The organism is Rhodococcus sp. MS13 (assembly GCF_013277835.1).
In the GTDB taxonomy this organism is placed as follows: Bacteria; Actinomycetota; Actinomycetes; order Mycobacteriales; family Mycobacteriaceae; genus Rhodococcus_F; species Rhodococcus_F erythropolis.
Genome location: NZ_VBTL01000012.1, coordinates 52,331 through 71,037 on the forward strand (window position 1 = coordinate 52,331; position 18,707 = coordinate 71,037).

Sequence of the window (18,707 nt, forward strand, 5' to 3'; positions counted from 1 at the left end):
AGGCGGTATGCCTGCCGGTCTCCGACACGAGCGGATGACGGGACTCGAACCCGTGTGAACGGCTTTGCAGGCCGGTGCCTAGCCACTCGGCCACACCCACGAGTCCTGCATCTATGCAGGTTGGATGGCTACGGTTCCGCCAAGTCGCCAGTGCGACAGGTTGTCGTACCTCCCAATACCCCAAACAAAGTCGTGTCTGCAAAATTTCAACTGGTTGGTATGCGAAGATCCGTAGCAACAGAGCAAGCATTCTGCGCATTCGGAGGCACAACAGTTGATACCGGTTTACATGACGCGCGAGGTTTTCGTTGCCGGAGGGACGCCGAAGCAGACCTACAATCCGCGGCAGGCGAGTCGCATCGAACAGGAACTAGACCGATACCTTGAGGGCAGCGGGAAAGCTCTCACAATCTACGGCCCCAGCAAGAGTGGAAAAACCAGCCTGGTCGAGCGTAAGCTCCCAAAAGAAAATCACATTTGGGTGCAAGGTCAGGACATACAAACACTTGAAGATTTCTGGAAGCAAATCGCCGCGCAGATTCGTGTGGCCAACTCCGAAATCGAGGGTGCATCCAAAGAACGCGGCACCGAGGAATCAATCGGCGGCGGTATAGGTATACCGAAGATAATACACGCCGAAACCTCATCTAAGGATGTTGAACGATCAAGCGAAAAAGCAGAAAGTACTTTCGAAATACATCTGGCAGAGAAAGTTCGAAAGAGCTTATCCAAAAATAAATATCCAGTAATTGTCGACGATTTCCACTACATTCCCGACGGCGTCAAAAAATCAATTTCCCGTGCAATAAAATCGATAATTCGAGATAGCCCACTCATCCTTATTGCAGTCCCATCGGAAGCATTCGAAGTCGTTTCCTCAGAGCCTGAAATGAACCTCAGAGTCTGGAGCGTACCAATACCCCACTGGGAAGAAGAAGAGCTCCGCCAGATCGCCATCCGCGGATTCGAGCTTCTCAATATCGATGATTCGGTGAACAACATCGCCTCTCTCCTTGCCTCGTACAGTTACTCGTCGCCATACATCATGCAGCAACTCTGCTTGGATCTCATACGATGGGAACACCAGATAGAGGAGACATTGAGCGCCGAAAAACCACTGTCTCTAGCGGGCCCATCGGATCTGAAGACGTTTCTGTCAGAGTCAGCCGAACGCGCAAGATGGGGAATCCTGCCTAAACTCTTAGCTGGCCCCGCTGGTAGTAATCGGGTAGACCTCACTATTCGCGATGGACACACGAATACTGACATTTACGGCGCAGTTCTCGTTGCACTCAAAAATTTAACTCCACCACTGAACCACACGGAACGAGAAGTGTATCAAGAGGTAAATAGAATTTGCACCAAATCAGTGCAGACCGTACAGGTTTCAAATGCGCTTGAAGGAATGCATAAAATCGCGGACAGAGAAAAAGGTGATAGCGATCCGGTCCTGAGGCGACGGGACAAGATGGTGTTCATTGAAGACTCCGGATTCGCGTTTTACCTGAATCATGGATCGTGGTCACCGCTAAAGAAAAGTAACGGCTCGAACCCTTAGCCGTACACTTTTCAATTTGACTGCGGTTCTGAATTAGCCGGTTGGGAACACATCAATAAGACACTAAGTCAGGAGCGCTCCTGTTGAAGTAATCCGACGCAGTGTCGCCCTGGCTCAACCAAGGCGAACGCCGTACCTCCGTGGTACCTCCGCAGCAGATGCGCAATAGGTAATCCGACAGTAGGCAACCACTCTCCGCAACTACGCAACGGTGCAAGAAATAGCACTCTCACCTGCGAATACGAATCGGGGCTGACCGTGTTGGCCAGCCCCGACGCCCGAGCGGATGACGGGATTCGAACCCGTGTGAACGGCTTTGCAGGCCGGTGCCTAGCCACTCAGCCACACCCGCGTCAGTGAGTAACTCTGCCCTGAGTGACGATCTCGAACCACAGTTCCGCTCAGCATGACTCGAGTGCATTCTCACCAAGCGTTCCAGTCTCTGGGAAAAGTGCGGGCCCTTCGGGAACAAATCGGTCAGTCTCGATGCTGACTCCCTCGGTGGGCGCAGGTCTTCGATTGCGGCCCGAATTTCGCCCGAACGACCGAGCAGTTCGCCAGACCCAGACAACCCAGAAGGTTTCATGAGCGCCGAGAACACCGCCGTTGCCCCGCCCGTGAAGGCAGCCCCGCCCTTGGAGGCAGCCCCGCCCGCGGAGGCAGCCCCGCCCGCGGAGGCTACATCGCTGGATACGAGCAGTGTCGACCGCAAGCCGAGCGTCGGGAAGATTCTTGCCCTCGGTTCCATGACTGCGCTCGGGCCCTTCACCATCGACATGTACCTGCCCGCGCTGCCGGATATCGGCGCCGATCTCGGGGTCTCGTCGTCAACGGTTCAGCTGACGATCACCGGAACTCTCATCGGCCTCGCACTCGGACAGCTGTTGGTCGGGCCGCTCTCGGACACTCTCGGCCGCAAGAAGCCGCTGCTCGCCGGGATCGGTGTGCACATCCTGGCTTCGCTGCTGGCGGTCTTCGCACCGAGCATCGCGGTCCTCGGCATCCTGCGGGTTTTCCAGGGCATGGGCGCGGCGGCCGCGGCAGTGGTCACCATGGCGATCGTCCGCGACCTCTACAGCGGTAACACCGTTGCCGTCGTGATGAGCCGGCTGATGCTCGTGCTCGGCGTTGCGCCGATCCTGGCGCCCAGCATCGGTGGCGCCCTCCTCGTCGCCCTCGACTGGCGCGGGATCTTCGTCGTCCTGGCACTGATCGGCGTCGGAACGGCGATGATCGGTGCTTTCGGACTGTCCGAAACACTGCCGAAGGAAAAGCGTCGCCCGAGCGGATTGAAGTCGGTTCTCCGCACCTACGGTTCGCTGCTCGGCGACCGCACGTTCATGGTCCTTACGCTCGTCTCCAGCGTCGGTATGGCGTCGTTGTTCGCGTATGTCTCCGGCGCGTCGTTTGTCTATCAGGATCAGTACGGCCTCAATCAGCAAGAGTTCGCACTGCTCTTCAGTGCGGGCGCGATTGCGTTGATCGGTGCTTCGCAGGTCAACGTCCGACTGCTCGATCGCTGGACTCCCCAGCAGATCACCAAGTGGGCCCTCGTGGCTGCGGTTGTCTCCGGGGCCGTCGTCATTGCCGTCGCGGTCCTGGAACTGGGCGGGCTCGCCGGATTCGTGATCGCACTGTGGGTCATGGCCGGCGCCATCGGGTTCGTTCTGCCCAACGCCCCGGCACTGGCGCTCGCTCGTCACGGCGAAGCGGCCGGTACTGCCGCGGCAATGCTCGGTGCATTCCAGTTCGGCGTCGGTGCGGCCATCGCGCCGGCCGTCGGCCTGCTGGGAAACACGAGCACAGCCCTGGCCGTCACGATGACGGCGTGTGTGTCGCTCGGTCTGATCGCTCTTCTGGCTACGACCCGAAAGAGTGATACGACCCAAACGAGTGAATCGGTCTAACCGGCAGCGGAGAACCACTCGCTGTAGAAGGTGGCAAGTCCCAGGACGCACGAGATCGCGACGAAGATCCAGAATCTTGCGATCACGACGGTTTCCGGCCAACCGAGTAACTCGAAGTGATGATGGATCGGGGCCATCTTGAATACGCGTCGGCCGGACGATCGGAAGACCAGAACCTGGATGATCACCGACAGGATCTCAGCCACGAACAGGGCGCCGATGATGACCATCAGCAACTCGGTGTGCGTCGTGACGGACAGGCCGACCACCAGGCCGCCCAGCGCCAAGGAGCCGGTGTCACCCATGAAGATCTGAGCCGGGGCGGCATTCCACCAGAGGAAGCCGAGGCACGCCCCGCCTGCCGCGGCAGCGACGATAGCGAGATCCAGGGGGTCACGAACGTCGTAGCAACCGGCGGCAGGCTCGAGGACACACGAGTTCCGGTACTGCCAACCGGCGATGACGACGTAGGTCCCCAGGATCATGCCCATCGAACCGGCCGCGAGACCGTCGAGACCGTCGGTGAAATTGACGGCGTTGGACCAGGCAAACACCAGAATGCAGAAGAAGACCACAAAGCCGATGGCACCCATGGAGAACACCGAGATATCTCGCACATGGGACAGGTACTGGCTTCCGGGGGTGACTCCGTTGTTGTTGGAGAACTGCAGGAAGAGAATGCCGAAGATGATGGCGCTCGCGAGCTGACCGACGGTCTTCGCTGTCTTGTTGAGCCCGAGATTGCGCTTCTTACGGATCTTGATGAAGTCGTCGAGAAAACCGACGATTCCCAGTGACGTCGCCAGCGCGAGAACCAACCAACCGGATGCAGACAGCCGCGGTAGCCGCGAGCCGAAACCGATGATGTGTGCCGCCAGGTAGCCCGCCCACATGCCGGCGATGATCGCGATCCCGCCCATCGACGGGGTGCCACGCTTGCCCTGATGACTCTGCGGACCCTCGATCCGAATCTCGTGCCCGAGCCCCTGCCGCGAAAGCACACGAATGAGAAACGGAGTCAGGAAGAGCGCGACGAACAACGAGACGCCACCCGCTACGAGGATTGAAATCACCCGTGGGACTCTACAGACGTAAGCGGCTGCGACACACAATCAGACAAGGCACCCGACCGCTTGCCAGCATGGGATGATCGAAGTTATGTCTCCCCCCGCGCCGCTCCCCCTCGACCCCATCGAAGAGGCGCATCGTCAGTGGACGAAGCACGGTTGGAGCGATGTCGCCGACGGTATGGCTGCGGTCACGTCGGTGATGCGTGCGCAGCAGATCATGATGGCGCGGGTCGAAGAGGTACTCAAGCCTCTCGGGCTGACCTTCGCCCGCTACGAACTGCTGACGCTTCTCACCTTCACCAGGTCGGGCGCCCTCCCGATGGCCAAGGCAAGCGCCCGACTCCAGGTTCACCCCACCAGCGTCACCAATGCCGTCGACCGTTTGGAGAAAGCGGAGCTGGTCAGACGGGTCCCGCATCCCAGCGATCGACGTGCGACGCTCATCGAGATCTCCGACGCGGGTCGCGCGCTGGCCCTCGAAGCCACTGAAATGCTCAACAGCAAAGTGTTCGCACACCCCGGACTCCAGCAGGACAAGCTCGAGCAATTGGTGACGATCCTCACTGAACTTCGCAAGACTGCGGGTGACTTCGACACCGGCGGCGCGCCCACCAAGTGGTGAACCGACGACCCGTACACGCAAAGAAACTGCCCTCACACTCTCGACGAGTGTGAGGGCAGTTTCAGCTGTTCGAAAGTTCAGCGCTAACGAATTTCAGCGGTGCTTGAACTCGGCGGACCGCTTCTCCACGAACGCGGTCATGCCTTCCTTCTGATCCTCCGTCGCGAAGGTCGAGTGGAACACCCGACGCTCGAAGCGGACGCCCTCGGCGAGTGTGGTCTCGAAGGAACGGTTGACCGCTTCCTTGGCCATCATCGCAATCGGCAGCGACATCTCGGCGATGGTGGTTGCGGTCTTCAATGCGTCGTCGAGCAGATCGGCGGCCGGAACGATCCGGGCAACCAGGCCTGCGCGCTCGGCCTCTTCTGCGTCCATGTTGCGGCCGGTCAGGCACAGCTCCATGGCCTTGGCCTTACCCACGGCGCGCGTAAGGCGCTGTGAGCCACCGATACCCGGAATGACACCGAGCTTGATCTCGGGCTGGCCGAACTTCGCGGTATCCGAAGCGATGATGAAATCGCAGAGCATCGCCAGTTCGCAGCCACCACCGAGCGCGTACCCGGAAACTGCGGCGATCAGCGGCTTACGAGCGGCTGCGACGCGGTCCCACGGGGTGAAGAAATCTTCGACGTATGCGTCCATGTACGTCTTGGACTGCATTTCCTTGATGTCGGCGCCGGCGGCGAAGGCGCGCTCGGAACCGGTGATCAGGATGGCTCCGATGCCGTTGTCCGCTTCGAGGTCGGCAACCGCGGCGACGACCTCGTTCATCAGCTCGGAGTTCAGGGCGTTGAGTGTCTTCGGGCGGTTGAGCGTGATGACGCCGACGCGACCCTTACGCTCGAGGATGATGGTGTTGAAGTCGGTCACTACTGTCCTTCGGTCGAACGGTCACGGATGTCGTTGATGATGGCAGAGAAGTCCTGACCGCCACCGCCCGCGGCGTGGAAGCGACTGTAGAGTTCCGCGGCCTTGAGCCCGATCTCGGCATCGACGCCGTTGTTGCGCAGCGCATTTGCAGCCAGACCGAGGTCCTTGTCCATCAGCGCGACAGCAAAGCCGGGCTGGTAGTCGTTGTTGGCCGGGCTGGTGGGCACCGGTCCCGGTACCGGGCAGTTGGTGGTCAGTGCCCAGCACTGCCCCGAGGCGTTGGACGCCACGTCGAAGAGCGCCTGGTTGCTCAGGCCGAGCTTCTCGCCGAGCACGAATGCCTCGCTGATCGCGATCATCGAAATGCCGAGGATCATGTTGTTGCAGATCTTGGCAGCCTGGCCGACACCGGCGTCGCCGCAGTGAACGACCTTGCGGCCCATCACGTCCAGCAACGGTGACGCGGCCTGGAAGTCAGCCTCGGAACCGCCGACCATGAATGCCAGCGTGCCTGCGGTAGCCCCGACGACTCCACCGGAGACCGGTGCGTCGACGCTGCGGTGACCGGCCGCTTCGGCCTTGTCGTGTGCCTCGCGGGCGTCTGCGACGTCGATGGTGGAACAGTCGATGAACAGCGTGCCCGGTGTTGCCACCGGCAGCAGCTCTTCGTACAGACCCAGAACATGCTTACCGCTCGGCAGCATCGTGATCACGACGTCGGCACCGAGAACGGCGTCGACCGCCGAATCCGCTACCGATGCACCGTCTTTGACTGCCTGCTCCAGCGCCGCGGGTGCCAGATCGAAACCGACGACCTTGTGTCCGGCCTTGACGAGATTGGCCGCCATCGGGCCACCCATGTGACCGAGTCCGATAAATCCAATGGTGCTCATTAGTGATGCTCCTTCGGCGGTGATCAGTTGCCTTGCGGTTGAGGGGTGAGTCCGAGCTCGTTGTCGCCCAGCGGGGCGAAGTAGGCATCGACGGATTCAGCCGTGACATCTTCGAGGGTTGCCGGCAACCACTTCGGGTTTCGGTCCTTCTCGACTACCTGGGCGCGAATACCCTCGACCAGGTCGTGTGAGGCGAGCGCTGCCGTCGAGACCCGGAACTCCTCGTTGAGGACTTCTTCCAAGCTTGCTGCTTCCTTGGCATGTCGCAGGGATCGCAGGGTCACCGACAGTGCAATCGGAGACTTGCCGAGAATCTGCTCCGCTGCCTTCTCCGCCTCGGGGATTCCACTCGCTCGAAGACGCTCGACGATGGTGGAGACGTCGTCGGCAGAGTACGCGGCGTCGATCCAGCTCTGCTGGGCCAACAGTTCCGACACCGGAGCCGGCTCCGCGTACTGCGCCACGGCGTCGGCAACCGAAGACGACGCGAGTGCGGCGATGAACGTCTCGATGTTCTCCGACGGGATGAAGTGATCCGCGAAGCCTGCTGCGATGGCATCGCCGGCGCTCAGTCGCGCCGTGGTGAGCGCGATGTGCGTTCCGAGTTCACCGGGAGCACGCGAGAGCAGGTAAGTTCCGCCCACGTCAGGGATGAAACCGATTCCGGTCTCGGGCATTCCGATCATCGAGCGCTCGGTCACGATGCGAATGTCGCCGTGTGCGGACACTCCGACGCCGCCGCCCATGACGATCCCGTCCATGATTGCGACGTACGGCTTCGGGTAGTTCGCGATCTCGGAATTGAGGATGTACTCCTCACGCCAGAAATCGAGCGAACCGGTCTTGCCGTCCTTGGCGTCGTGGTAGATCGAGACGATGTCGCCGCCGGCGCACAGACCACGCTCGCCGGCGCCCGTGAGTACGACCGCCTTGACGTGGTCGTCGGACTTCCATTCCGCGAGTGCCTTGGCCATCGCCTTGACCATCGAGTGGTTGAGGGCGTTGATCGCCTTGGGCCGGTTGAGGGTGATGAGCCCCAGTCCGTCACGCTTTTCGATCAATACCTCGAGCTCGTCGCTCATGCTGCTCCTTGCTTTCCCTGACCTGATGCGACCACGCTTCGCGCGATGACCACCCTCATGATCTCGTTGCTGCCTTCGAGGATCTGATGAACCCGAAGATCGCGGACGATCTTCTCGATCCCGTACTCAGCAAGATAGCCGTACCCACCGTGAAGCTGGAGAGCCTTGTTGGCTACGTCGAACCCGGTGTCGGTGGCAAAGCGCTTGGCCATCGCACACAACTCCACGACGTCGGACGCTCCGTCTTCGAGTGCGGCAGCGGCGCGCCACAGCAACGTCCTGGCCGCTTCGAGTTCGGTACGCATGTCGGCGAGCTGGAACTGCAGGGCCGGCGACTCGATCAGTGCCGAACCGAAAGCTTTGCGGTCCACCAGATATGCGACTGCCTTCTCCAGCGCTGCCTGGGCCCCACCGACCGAGCAGGCGGCGATGTTCAGCCGGCCGCCGTTGAGACCCTTCATAGCGATGCGGAAGCCGCTGCCCTCTTCACCGAGCATGTTGGCCGCAGGAACTCGCACGTCTTCGAAGATCACCTGACGGGTGGGCTGCGCGTTCCAGCCCATCTTGACCTCGTTGGCACCGAACGACAGTCCGGGCGAATCCTTGGGCACGATGAACGCCGAGATCCCCTTGGCACCGGCAGATCCGGTGCGTGCCATCACGACGTACACGTCGGAAGTGCCTGCGCCGGAAATGAACTGCTTGACGCCGTTGAGGATGTAGTCGTCGCCGTCACGAACGGCCTTGGTGCTCAAGCCCGCAGCATCGGAGCCAGCGCCGGGTTCGGTGAGGCAGTAGCTGCCCAGTTGATCCATCGAGCAGAGTCCGGGGACCCACTTGTGGCGCTGTTCGTCGTTGCCGAACTGGTCGATCATCCACGTGACCATGTTGTGGATGGAGATGTACGCGGCGATCGACGGATCGCCCTTGGCCAGCTCTTCGAAGATCCGGGCAGCGTCGACGCGGGTCAGTTCACTGCCACCGACATCCTCGCGAATGTAGATCCCGCCCATCCCCAGGGACGCCGCCTTGCGGAGAACGTCCACCGGGAAATGCTTGGTCTGATCCCACTCCACCGCATTCGGTGCCAGATGCTCGGCCGCGAAGTCGCGGGCAGTGTCACGAATCGCCCGCTCGTCATCGGTCAGAGTAAACATGGAAGGTAGTCCGATCAGTTCATCGTGGGGATGACGAAGTGATTGGTCTCTTCCTTCTTGCCGGAAGGCCAACGCTGCGTCACCGTCTTGGTCTTGGTGTAGAAGCGGAAGGAGTCGGGACCGTGCTGGTTCAGGTCACCGAAGCCGGAGCGCTTCCAGCCACCGAAGGTGTGGTACGCGATCGGGACCGGGATCGGCACGTTGACGCCGACCATGCCGACGTTGACGCGAGCGGTGAAGTCACGCGCGGTGTCGCCGTCGCGGGTGAAGATGGAGACGCCGTTGCCGTACTCGTGTTCGGTCGGAAGACGCAGCGCCTCTTCGTAATCGGCAGCGCGAACCACCTGAAGGACAGGTCCGAAGATCTCTTCCTTGTAGATGCGCATGTCCGAGGTGACGTTGTCGAACAGGGTTGCGCCGGCGAAGAATCCACCTTCGTGGCCTTCGAGGGTGAAGCCGCGGCCGTCGACGACTGCCGTTGCGCCCTCGTCGATGCCGATCTGCACGTAGTTGTTGACGCGGTCGAGGGCATCCTGGCAAACGAGCGGTCCGAAATCGACGCCTTCGTCGTCACTGCGACCGATCTTGAGCTTCGCGACGCGCTCCTTCAGCTTCGCGACAAGAGCGTCCGCGGTCTCCTCGCCGACGGGAACGGCAACCGAGATGGCCATGCAACGCTCACCGGCACTGCCGTAGCCTGCACCGATCAGGGCGTCGGCAACCTCGTCGAGGTCGGCGTCCGGCATGACGATGGCGTGGTTCTTGGCGCCACCGAAGCACTGTGCGCGCTTGCCGTGAGCTGCGGCCGTCTCGTAGATGTACTGAGCGATCGGCGTGGAGCCGACGAAGCCGACAGCCTTGATGCGATCGTCGGTGAGCAGGACGTCGACAACTTCCTTGTCACCGTTGACCACGTTGAACACACCCGCAGGCAGTCCGGCTTCGAGGAACAGCTCAGCCAGTCGCAGCGGGACGGAGGGGTCACGCTCGGAGGGCTTGAGGATGAAGGCGTTACCGGCGGCGAGGGCGGGGCCGGCCTTCCACAGCGGGATCATCGCGGGGAAGTTGAAGGGCGTGATGCCTGCGACGACGCCGAGCGGCTGACGCATGGAGTACACGTCGATGCCGGTGCCGGCACTCTCGGTGAATTCACCCTTGAGCAGGTGCGGAGCGCCGACGGCGAACTCGATGACCTCGAGGCCACGCTGGATGTCACCCTTGGCGTCGGCGACGGTCTTGCCGTGCTCGGACGAGAGGAGGCGGGCCAGAGAATCCATCTCGGCCTGAGCGAGCTGCAGGAACTTCATCAGCACGCGGGCGCGCTTCTGCGGGTTGAATGCTGCCCACACCTGCTGCGCCTCTTCGGCATTGGCGATGATGGCTTCGGTCTCGGCCTTGCTCGCGAGGGGGACGCGGGCCTGCACCTTGCCGGTGTTGGGATCGAACACGTCCGCAAATCGATCAGATGTCCCGGGAACACGCTTGCCACCGACGAAGTGCGTCAACTCGTGAACCGTCGCATTTTCAACCATTGTGCTAACCCGTTCCTTGCTCGTATGGACCGCCCAGGAGGCAGCAGTGAATATGTCTACCATCCTATAGTTGGATGTCCATGTATGTCTAGAGCCCAAGGGCTGTGCGCCTTTATTAACCGCGGGGGGTTAATAAAGGCGCACAGCGCGGAGCGCGGCTGCCGCTTCCTGCGCGACTACTGCATCGGTGACGTCGTATCCGTCCGATCCCCCGCCCGGGCCACCGGACACCGCGACAACCTTGCGTGCCGAGAGATGCACCGCATCGACGCCGACGGCGACGATTGCCGGGATGTCGTCGACGGTTATTCCGCCACCGGCCATGATCTGGATCCGGCCCGCGGCATGTTCGACCATGCGACCGATCTCGTCGAGACCCTCGCTGCAGGTATCCGCACCCCCGGACGTCAGCACGCGGGTCACGCCCAGGTCGATCAGTTCGTCCAGCGCGGTCAGTCGGTCGGCCACCACGTCCATCGCACGATGTACCGTCACCTCGACCCTCGCACGGTCCACGCATCCGATGACGCGACGCAGCACGACGGTGTCGATCGTATTGTCTTCTGTCAGCGCGCCGACCACGATGCCGGAAGCTCCACCGGCCACGGCCGCACGTACGTCGTGCTCCATCACCCACACTTCGTCGGGTGAGAACACAAAACCTCCGGCGCGCGGACGGATCAGCGGGTGAACCGCGATCCCCACTTCCGACGCTGCCTCGATCACTCCGATGCTTGGCGTCAATCCCCCCGTCGGACCGAGCGCCGCACACAACTCGACTCGAGTCGCTCCTACCGAACGTGCGATCCTCGCCCCCCGCACGTCCTGCACCGCCAGCTCCAGAACCGTCATGTCAGAAGGACTGCCACGACGGCTTGTGCTCGAGCGCATACCGGTAGTAGTCGGCAAGTTTGAGCGAACTGGCCGCAGCTTCGTCGATCACGACGGTGACATGGCGATGCAATTGCATCACCGAAGCCGGGCAGAACGCAGACAACGGACCTTCGACGGCAGCGGCGATCGCATCGGCCTTACCTTCTCCGGTCGCGATCATCACCAGATGCCTTGCATCGCTGATGGTTCCGAGACCCTGGGTCAGCACGTGGTGTGGGACGTCGTCCACCCCGTCGAAAAAGCGTGCGTTGTCGATCCGGGTCTGCTCGGTCAGCGTCTTCACGCGAGTTCTCGAGGTCAACGACGACCCTGGCTCGTTGAAGCCGATGTGACCGTCGGTGCCGATGCCGAGCAACTGCACGTCCACTCCCCCGGCCGCCGCGATGCTCTGGTCGTATCGCGCGATCTCTTTCTCCGGGCACGGGGCTTCACCGTTGGGACTCGACACCATCGCCGGATCCAGATTGACGTGATCGACGAACTCCGACCGAATCACCGAGTAGTACGACTGCGGATGGCGTTTCGGCAATCCCAGGTACTCGTCGAGCAGAAACGCCCGAGCCAGCGAGAAGTCGAGTTCGGCATCGCGATGCCTCGCTGCCAGTTCACGATAGGTTCCGATCGGCGACGACCCCGTTGCAAGCCCGAGCGTCGTCGCCCCGGCTCTGACGTAGCCTTCGACGATGTCCGCGACGGTCGAGTCGACCTCCGCGGGCGTCGGCTGAATTACGATTTCCATGATTTTTCCTTTCCGGCGGCTTTTCCGCCGAGTAGTACACGCCCCAGGCGCAAGTGACGATCGGTGACCACGATGTCGGCTCGGCAGCCCACGGCCAGCGATCCGATCAGGTCGCCAAGTCCCAGCAGGCGCGCTGGGCTCCGAGTTGCCGCTGCGACAGCGTCTTCCAGCGCGACGCCGCCGTCGAAGACAGTGCTGCGAAGCACGTCGAGCAATCTTGCAGTCCCTCCGGCGATGGCACCGGAACTGCCGTCAGTGGTCGCGAGTCTTGCTACTCCGTCGGCAACCGTGACATCGAGCGCACCGAGTTGATAGTCGCCGTCGTCCATCCCGGCCGCCGCCATCGAATCGCTGACCAAGGCGATCTGGTCCGGTCCGACAGCGTCGAAGACCATCGACACGGTCTCGGGTGCAAGATGCACGCCGTCTGCGATCAGTTCCACCACCATCTCGCCTCTCGCGGCAGCCGCCAGGCACGCCGCGACGGGACCCGGAGATCGATGGTGCAGGGGCGGCATCCCGTTGAAGAGGTGGGTTGCGCTGATCTGACCGGCCCAATCCCCTTGCACCGCAGCATCGATGCGCGCCGATGTCGTTGCCGCGTCCGCATCGGTATGACCGAAACTCGGCACGATATTGCGATGACGCATGATCGCGAGCAACTCTTCGAAGTTCTCGGTCTCGGGCGCCAAGGTCATGGACCGCACGGTCCCCCGCGCAGCGTCACAGACGGCTTCGAGAAGGTCCGGATCGCCGGGCACGATCGCCGCCGGATCCTGGGCACCGCAGCGAACGCCGTTGATGAACGGCCCCTCGAGGTGGATACCCAGAAGTTCTCCGCGTTCGACCAGATCGGCGAGCATCGTTGCTTGTCGCACCAGATCTGCGCGCGGTGCAGAGACCAGGCTGGCCAGCATTCCGGTCGTGCCGTGCTCACGATGGTGCGCCGCAGCGCGGCTCGCACCATCGGCGTCGGTGTTCGGGAAACCAGCACCAGCTGCGCCGTGGCTGTGGACATCGATCAGGCCGGGCATGATCACCGTGTCCGTGCGATCCGGGATGACGACGACCGGTGCGGACGCCACGTAGTCCGCAGCCGAGCCGACCCAGCTGATCTTCTCACCGTCCGCGACCACAACTCCGTCGTGAATCTTGCCGATCGGAGATCCGATTACCGTTCCCCGCAGTACGAGCGGATCGCCGACAGCAGCCGAGCCTGATGTACTCATGCTGACTCGCGAATCCGCGCGACAGCTGCTCTACCCTCGAGCGGGTTTCGCGCGCCCCGCGCCGCAGCGGCCATGTCCTTGCACACCGCCAGATCGAGAGAGGCCAGTTTCGCGCGAACTGCACCCAATGCCGGGACCGACATCGACAGACTCGTCACGCCCAAACCGACCAGAACCGGAGCCAACAGCGGGTCCGACGCGGATTCTCCGCACACACCAACAGGTTTCCCGGCGTCGGCGCCCGCCTGACCGACCATCGCGATCAGATCGAGGACCGCCGGCTGCCACGGATCGAGCAGTTGCGCCAGGCCTCCGGCCATACGATCCACGGCGCAGGTGTACTGGCTCAGATCGTTGGTGCCGATACTGACGAAATCGAGGTGCTCGAGGATGTCCTTCGCTCGCAACGCGGCAGCCGGAATCTCGATCATTGCTCCGACCTTGCCGATCCCCCGCGAACGCGCAAGTTCTGCAAAGTCTTTCGCCTCGTCGGCAGTGGCTACCATCGGCGCCATCACCCACAGGTCGGCGCCCGTCGCGTTGCCTGCAGCCGCAAGAGCGTCGAGCTGACTGATGAGTGTGTCGGGATAGACCGTGCCGACACGGAGCCCGCGGATACCAAGGGCCGGATTCTCCTCGACCCCGAGATCGAGAAACGGCAACGGCTTGTCCGAACCCGAATCGAGAGTGCGGACCACCACCTTCTGTCCGGCGAAGTGCCCGAGCACCGACGCATACGTCTGCGCTTGCTCCTCCACCGAAGGTGCGTCGTGGCGCCCGAGATACGAGAATTCGGTACGGAACAGTCCGACGCCCTCACAATCCGCCGCCCCGGCCCGCGCGGCGTCCTCGAGGGTTCCGATGTTGGCCGACAACCTCACCGCGAACCCGTCACGCGTGCGTCCTGGACCATGGGCCGAAGCCGACTGCTCTGCCACGAACGATGCTTCGAGAACAGCGCGCTCGCGCATTTCTGCCGAGGGATCGATGGTGACCGTCCCGGTGGTGCCGTCGAGGATGAGGAGTTTTCCCTCCGCCAGCAGATCGGTTCCCGAGCAGTTGACCACGGCCGGGATTCCGAGCGATTTCGCCAAGATTGCGGTGTGGCTGGTCGGACCTCCTTCGGCAGTCAACAATCCGACCACGTCACTGTTGCCCAGCGTCGCTGTATCCGCCGGAGCGAGGTCGCGCGCCACCAGGATGTACGGATGACCGGGAGCGGGGATTCCTGGCATCGGTTCCCCGCGAAGAACGGCCACGGCTCGCTGCCCGAGATCGCGCAAATCCGTTGCCCGCTCGGCCATGTACCCACCGAGCGCCGTGAGCTTTTCACAGAATGCGTCGAAGGTAACTGCGACGGCGTGTGCGGTCGGCAGCCCCGATTCCAGGTTCGCCTTGGCCGCCTTCACGATGCCCGCATCGCGCGCCATCGCAGCCGACGTCGTCAGGATCTCCGCCGATACGCCCTCGACTGTCTTTGCACGCGAGAGCAGTTCCTCCGCGACGGCGTCCAGTGCCTCACGGATCCTGATCAGCTCCGCCTCGGGACTGCCGGTGATCGGGTCCGACGCCGAAGTCGGCTCAGGCGTGGAGAATCGCAACCACGGCGCACAGACCGAACCCGCGCTCACTCCGATACCTGCGATGCGGTTGTCCACACTCGCCGTCATCAGGCTTCGTCCAGTTCGGAGGCGAGAAGCTCTGCGAGCGAACCGACCGCAGCATCGGCGCCGTCACCGTCAGCACGCAACGTCACCGAATCCCCGAATGCGGCTCCGAGAGTCATGACAGACAACATGCTGGAGGCGTCGACGGGTTCGCCGTCGCCCAGCGAGATGGTGACGTCGACCGGCAGGTCGGCCGCGGCGCGCGCGAAGAGCGCTGCGGGTCGTGCGTGGAGTCCGACACGGGATCCGATTGTCGTGGTTGCGATCGCCATGGTCAGCGTCCTCCCAGTTCCTTGTCGAGCTTGTTTTCCAGTTCGGCGACGAGCGGGGCGTCGGTGCGGCTGTCACCTTCGGCAGCCAGTGCCAGTTCGGCCTCGAGCAGCGCGGCGTCGGGCTCACCTGCGGCCACCTCGACCTCTTCTTCTCGTCCCGGCGTGCGCAGATTCCACTTCTTGATGACGAAGCTGAAAAGGAAGTAGTAGATCACGGCGTAACCGAGTCCGATCGGGATCAACATCCATGCGTTGGTTGCCTTGCCGAAGTTCAACACGTAGTCGAAGAAGCCTGCGGAGAACGTGAATCCGTCGTGAATCCCCAGTGCATTGACCAAGGCCATCGACGTTCCGGTCAGGAGCGAGTGGATGACGTACAGCGGCCACGCGACGAACATGAAGGAGAATTCGAGGGGCTCGGTGATACCGGTGAGGAATGCGGTCAGGCCGGTGGAGAGCATGATGCCGCCGACGAGCTTCTTCTGAGAAGGCTTGGCGTTGCGCCAGATTGCGAAGGCTGCAGCGGGGAGGGCGAACATCATGATCGGGAAGAAGCCGGTCATGAACGTGCCGGCAGATGGGTCGCCGGCGAAGAACCGGTTGAGGTCACCGCGAACGATCTGACCGCTCGCGTCCTGGTAGTCGCCGATCAGGAACCACACGGCGGAGTTCAAGATGTGATGCAAGCCGGTGGGGATCAGGAGGCGGTTCGCTGCGCCGTAAATGCCGCCGCCCACAACGGTATTGGAAGCAACTGCTTCACCGACCCAGTTCAATCCGGAGTTGAACAACGGGTAGACAAATGCCATCAGGACACCGACGACAAGACCGGTGATCGCGGTCAGAATGGGAACGAGCCTGCGCCCGTTGAAGAATCCGAGATAATCGGGAAGTTTCGTTCGATAGAACCGCTGCCACAAGATCGCCGACAGCAAGCCCATCACGATACCGGCGAGCACACCGTAGTTGATCAGTGATTGATCCCCGTTCGGGTCGGTCTTCCCTTCGAGGACGATGGGCGACATCGCCTTGAACACTCCGTCGATCACCATGTAACCGACGACGGCTGCCAAGGCAGTCGAGCCGTCGGCCTTCTTGGCCCAGCCGATCGCGATACCGACGGCGAAGATCAGCGGCAGCCACGTGAAGACTGCTTGCCCTGCCGCAGAGATCACTGCCGCGGCACTGTGCATCGAACTGAATCGCCCGAGCAGGTCGTCCTGGCCGAGGCGGAGCAAGATTCCCGCAGCCGGCAGAACGGCGATCGGAAGCATCAAGCTTCGGCCGAGGCGTTGAACCCCGGCGAACACTTTCGATTCCTTCTTCGGGGTGTCTTCGAGAGTCATCAAGGACCTTCTTCGTTCGCCGGGCCGCGTCGCGATCGGCCGCTGGTTCTGGAAATTCGGGTGTCGTGCACGTGCAGGTTTCGTGAAAATGCAGGTCACGGTTCATGCTCGGAAGTGAGGGCAAAACCGTTTTGTCGAAACTGTTGTGGAGCCGGACTTCCAACGGGTACTGTCCGGTCATAACCAGTTGTAGTTTTACCTGGTGGAGGCGAGTTGTCAACACCCAAATGTGACATACGTAACCGGGATAGCCTTGACCAGCAACTAGTCAGCCCACCTGTACGACCGTTCAACGATCACGACCAACCCGACAATCAGGAGCAGCAAATGTCGAAAGCGGAAGCAATCATCAAGGGCCTCGGCGGCGCAGAGAACATCGTCGAGATCGAGGCTTGCATCACCCGCCTGCGTACCGAGGTCAAGGACGGAGCGAAGGTGAACGAGTCCGCCCTCAAGGCTGCCGGCGCACACGGCGTACTCAAGGCCGGAACGGTTGTCCAGGTCATCGTCGGGCCCGAAGCCGACACCCTTGCCGAGGACATCGAGGACATCCTGTGACGGTCGTCCTCGCCCCGCTGCCCGGCCGGGTCGTCGCACTCGCGGACGTCCCGGACCCGGTGTTCGCACAGCAGATGGTCGGCTCGGGCGTCGCGATCGAACCCGCCCGCGGTCAAGGCCCGCTCACGGTCGTGGCGCCGATCAGCGGAAAGATCCTGAAACTTCACCCCCACGCGTTTGTGATCTTCGGCGAGAAGGCCACCGGTGTGCTGGTCCATATCGGCATCGACACGGTCAAGCTGGAAGGCGACGGATTCACGCTCATCGCCGCCGAGGGTGACACCGTCGATGCGGGCGATCCCATTGTCAGCTTCGATCCAGCGCACATCGACACGACCGGTTACTCGGCGATCTGCCCGGTTGTCGTAATGGATTCCAAACCGGACACCGTCGAATCCCCTTCCGTCGGTGGGGACGTCGCCACAGGCGACACTCTGTTCGACTGGTCGGCGTAACGCAAAGGGCGAGCACACCGGAAGGTGTGCTCGCCCTTTCGTTTCGAACGATGGCTATTGGTCGCCGCGCGTTTTGGGCCGCGCCTGGCCCTGCACTTCCATCTGCAACTGGTAGCGGTCGGATCGGTACCAACTGCGAGTGTGTTCGACCGGTGCTATCTCGCTGAACGACACTCGATCGAAGTACAGGACCGGAGCGCCTTTACGAGTGCCGAGGAGAGTCGCGATCTCCGTACTGGCACCATCTGCACTGACAGTCTGCTCTGCCCGGTCGATCGGCTTGTCGTACTTGTCAGCGGTCGCCCGGTAGATCGAACCCGTCAAGTCCATGTCGAGTAGACCAGGCAACAGTTCCGGATTGAACCAGCCGTCGTCCACACTCACCGGCTCGCCGTCGGCGAGGCGCAAGCGCTTGACGTGATAACCCTCGGAACCCGGTCTCATATTCAGTGCGGCAGCAGTGCTTTCGGGGACCGGCCCCTGCTCACTGACCAGGACCACTGTGGTGGGGTGATGCCCCTGGGCCCTCATCTCCTCGGTGAACGACGCAAGGTGCAGCTTGGACTGGACAGCGCGGTGCGCGACAAAGGTGCCCTTGCCACGCACGCGAACGAGGTGTCCGTCATTGACCAACTGGCCGATGGCCTCGCGAACAGTGATCCGACTGACGCCGTAGTCCTGCATCAGGTTTCGCTCGCTGGTCATCAAGTCGCCAGGCTGGAGTTCTTGGGTGCACTTGCGCAGGAGAATGGTGCGCAACTGCTCATGTTTGGGTATTGCGCTGTCGCGCAAATGAACGGGCATCACAGCGACTGTCCCTCCGAGAAATGAATAGTCGTCTATTCGCCGACGATAA

General features: G+C 62.0%; 18 protein-coding genes and 2 tRNA genes. 5 read left to right on the plus strand and 15 right to left on the minus strand.

Going from position 1 to position 18,707, the window contains the following annotated elements; all coding sequences use genetic code 11:
- Nucleotides 1-29: 29 nt before the first annotated feature.
- Nucleotides 30-100: transfer RNA gene (locus tag FEZ59_RS25115), tRNA-Cys, on the minus strand.
- 189 nt (nucleotides 101-289) lie between these two features.
- On the opposite strand from FEZ59_RS25115, the gene FEZ59_RS25120 reads away from it, so the two are divergent.
- Entirely contained in the window at nucleotides 290-1,558 is a 1,269-nt protein-coding gene (locus tag FEZ59_RS25120; protein ID WP_172933365.1) for an ATP-binding protein, read from the plus strand.
- A gap of 281 nt (nucleotides 1,559-1,839) precedes the next feature.
- Here the strand turns inward: FEZ59_RS25120 and FEZ59_RS25125 are convergent.
- Nucleotides 1,840-1,910 (minus strand) — tRNA-Cys (locus tag FEZ59_RS25125).
- A gap of 232 nt (nucleotides 1,911-2,142) precedes the next feature.
- Between FEZ59_RS25125 and FEZ59_RS25130 the strand changes: the two genes are divergently transcribed.
- Nucleotides 2,143-3,465 carry a multidrug effflux MFS transporter gene (locus tag FEZ59_RS25130; protein ID WP_172933366.1) on the plus strand — a complete coding sequence of 441 codons (1,323 nt, stop codon included), beginning with the start codon at nucleotides 2,143-2,145 and terminating at the stop codon, nucleotides 3,463-3,465.
- On the opposite strand, the gene mraY is transcribed toward FEZ59_RS25130, so the two are convergent.
- Nucleotides 3,462-4,538, minus strand: a complete 1,077-nt coding sequence (gene mraY / locus FEZ59_RS25135; protein WP_003941316.1) for a phospho-N-acetylmuramoyl-pentapeptide-transferase — start codon at nucleotides 4,536-4,538, stop codon at nucleotides 3,462-3,464. The genes FEZ59_RS25130 and mraY overlap by 4 nt on opposite strands.
- An 85-nt stretch (nucleotides 4,539-4,623) precedes the next feature.
- Between mraY and FEZ59_RS25140 the strand changes: the two genes are divergently transcribed.
- Entirely contained in the window at nucleotides 4,624-5,157 is a 534-nt protein-coding gene (locus FEZ59_RS25140) for a MarR family transcriptional regulator (RefSeq protein WP_020970065.1), read from the plus strand.
- Between the two features lie 93 nt (nucleotides 5,158-5,250).
- Here the strand turns inward: FEZ59_RS25140 and FEZ59_RS25145 are convergent, their stop codons facing one another.
- The 11 genes from FEZ59_RS25145 to FEZ59_RS25195 form a co-directional block, all read right to left on the minus strand.
- Nucleotides 5,251-6,027 (minus strand): enoyl-CoA hydratase, encoded by a 777-nt coding sequence (locus FEZ59_RS25145; RefSeq protein WP_172933367.1) that lies wholly within the window; start codon nucleotides 6,025-6,027, stop codon nucleotides 5,251-5,253.
- Entirely contained in the window at nucleotides 6,027-6,920 is an 894-nt protein-coding gene (gene mmsB / locus FEZ59_RS25150) for a 3-hydroxyisobutyrate dehydrogenase (protein ID WP_083059479.1), read from the minus strand. The genes FEZ59_RS25145 and mmsB overlap by 1 nt, the downstream gene beginning before the upstream one ends.
- 23 nt (nucleotides 6,921-6,943) lie before the next feature.
- On the minus strand, nucleotides 6,944-8,002 hold the full coding sequence (locus tag FEZ59_RS25155; RefSeq protein ID WP_172933368.1) for an enoyl-CoA hydratase/isomerase family protein: 1,059 nt from the start codon (nucleotides 8,000-8,002) through the stop codon (nucleotides 6,944-6,946).
- Nucleotides 7,999-9,159, minus strand: a complete 1,161-nt coding sequence (locus FEZ59_RS25160; RefSeq protein WP_172933369.1) for an isobutyryl-CoA dehydrogenase — start codon at nucleotides 9,157-9,159, stop codon at nucleotides 7,999-8,001. The genes FEZ59_RS25155 and FEZ59_RS25160 overlap by 4 nt, the downstream gene beginning before the upstream one ends.
- A 14-nt stretch (nucleotides 9,160-9,173) precedes the next feature.
- Nucleotides 9,174-10,691 (minus strand): CoA-acylating methylmalonate-semialdehyde dehydrogenase, encoded by a 1,518-nt coding sequence (locus tag FEZ59_RS25165; protein WP_003941275.1) that lies wholly within the window; start codon nucleotides 10,689-10,691, stop codon nucleotides 9,174-9,176.
- A 129-nt stretch (nucleotides 10,692-10,820) separates the two neighbouring features.
- The gene (locus FEZ59_RS25170) at nucleotides 10,821-11,543 is read right to left on the minus strand and encodes a copper homeostasis protein CutC (protein ID WP_172933370.1); all 723 of its coding nucleotides are present in this window, start codon (nucleotides 11,541-11,543) and stop codon (nucleotides 10,821-10,823) included.
- 1 nt (nucleotide 11,544) lies between these two features.
- Nucleotides 11,545-12,324 carry a glucosamine-6-phosphate deaminase gene (gene nagB / locus FEZ59_RS25175; RefSeq protein WP_021334281.1) on the minus strand — a complete coding sequence of 260 codons (780 nt, stop codon included), beginning with the start codon at nucleotides 12,322-12,324 and terminating at the stop codon, nucleotides 11,545-11,547.
- Nucleotides 12,312-13,553, minus strand: coding sequence for an N-acetylglucosamine-6-phosphate deacetylase (locus tag FEZ59_RS25180; RefSeq protein ID WP_172933371.1), 1,242 nt, complete (start codon nucleotides 13,551-13,553; stop codon nucleotides 12,312-12,314). Before FEZ59_RS25180 ends, nagB begins: the two co-directional genes overlap by 13 nt.
- The gene (gene ptsP, locus FEZ59_RS25185) at nucleotides 13,550-15,223 is read right to left on the minus strand and encodes a phosphoenolpyruvate--protein phosphotransferase (RefSeq protein WP_172933372.1); all 1,674 of its coding nucleotides are present in this window, start codon (nucleotides 15,221-15,223) and stop codon (nucleotides 13,550-13,552) included. Before ptsP ends, FEZ59_RS25180 begins: the two co-directional genes overlap by 4 nt.
- Entirely contained in the window at nucleotides 15,223-15,492 is a 270-nt protein-coding gene (locus tag FEZ59_RS25190; protein ID WP_019749212.1) for an HPr family phosphocarrier protein, read from the minus strand. The genes ptsP and FEZ59_RS25190 overlap by 1 nt, the downstream gene beginning before the upstream one ends.
- 2 nt (nucleotides 15,493-15,494) lie before the next feature.
- Nucleotides 15,495-16,838: a PTS transporter subunit EIIC gene (locus FEZ59_RS25195; RefSeq protein ID WP_019749213.1), complete on the minus strand. Its 1,344-nt coding sequence runs from the start codon at nucleotides 16,836-16,838 to the stop codon at nucleotides 15,495-15,497.
- A gap of 327 nt (nucleotides 16,839-17,165) precedes the next feature.
- Between FEZ59_RS25195 and FEZ59_RS25200 the strand changes: the two genes are divergently transcribed.
- Nucleotides 17,166-17,396, plus strand: a complete 231-nt coding sequence (locus tag FEZ59_RS25200; RefSeq protein ID WP_003941324.1) for a PTS glucose/sucrose transporter subunit IIB — start codon at nucleotides 17,166-17,168, stop codon at nucleotides 17,394-17,396.
- Nucleotides 17,393-17,851: a glucose PTS transporter subunit IIA gene (locus FEZ59_RS25205; RefSeq protein ID WP_019749215.1), complete on the plus strand. Its 459-nt coding sequence runs from the start codon at nucleotides 17,393-17,395 to the stop codon at nucleotides 17,849-17,851. Before FEZ59_RS25200 ends, FEZ59_RS25205 begins: the two co-directional genes overlap by 4 nt.
- 54 nt (nucleotides 17,852-17,905) lie before the next feature.
- On the opposite strand, the gene FEZ59_RS25210 is transcribed toward FEZ59_RS25205, so the two are convergent.
- Nucleotides 17,906-18,655, minus strand: a complete 750-nt coding sequence (locus tag FEZ59_RS25210; protein ID WP_019749216.1) for a GntR family transcriptional regulator — start codon at nucleotides 18,653-18,655, stop codon at nucleotides 17,906-17,908.
- Nucleotides 18,656-18,707: the final 52 nt, after the last annotated feature.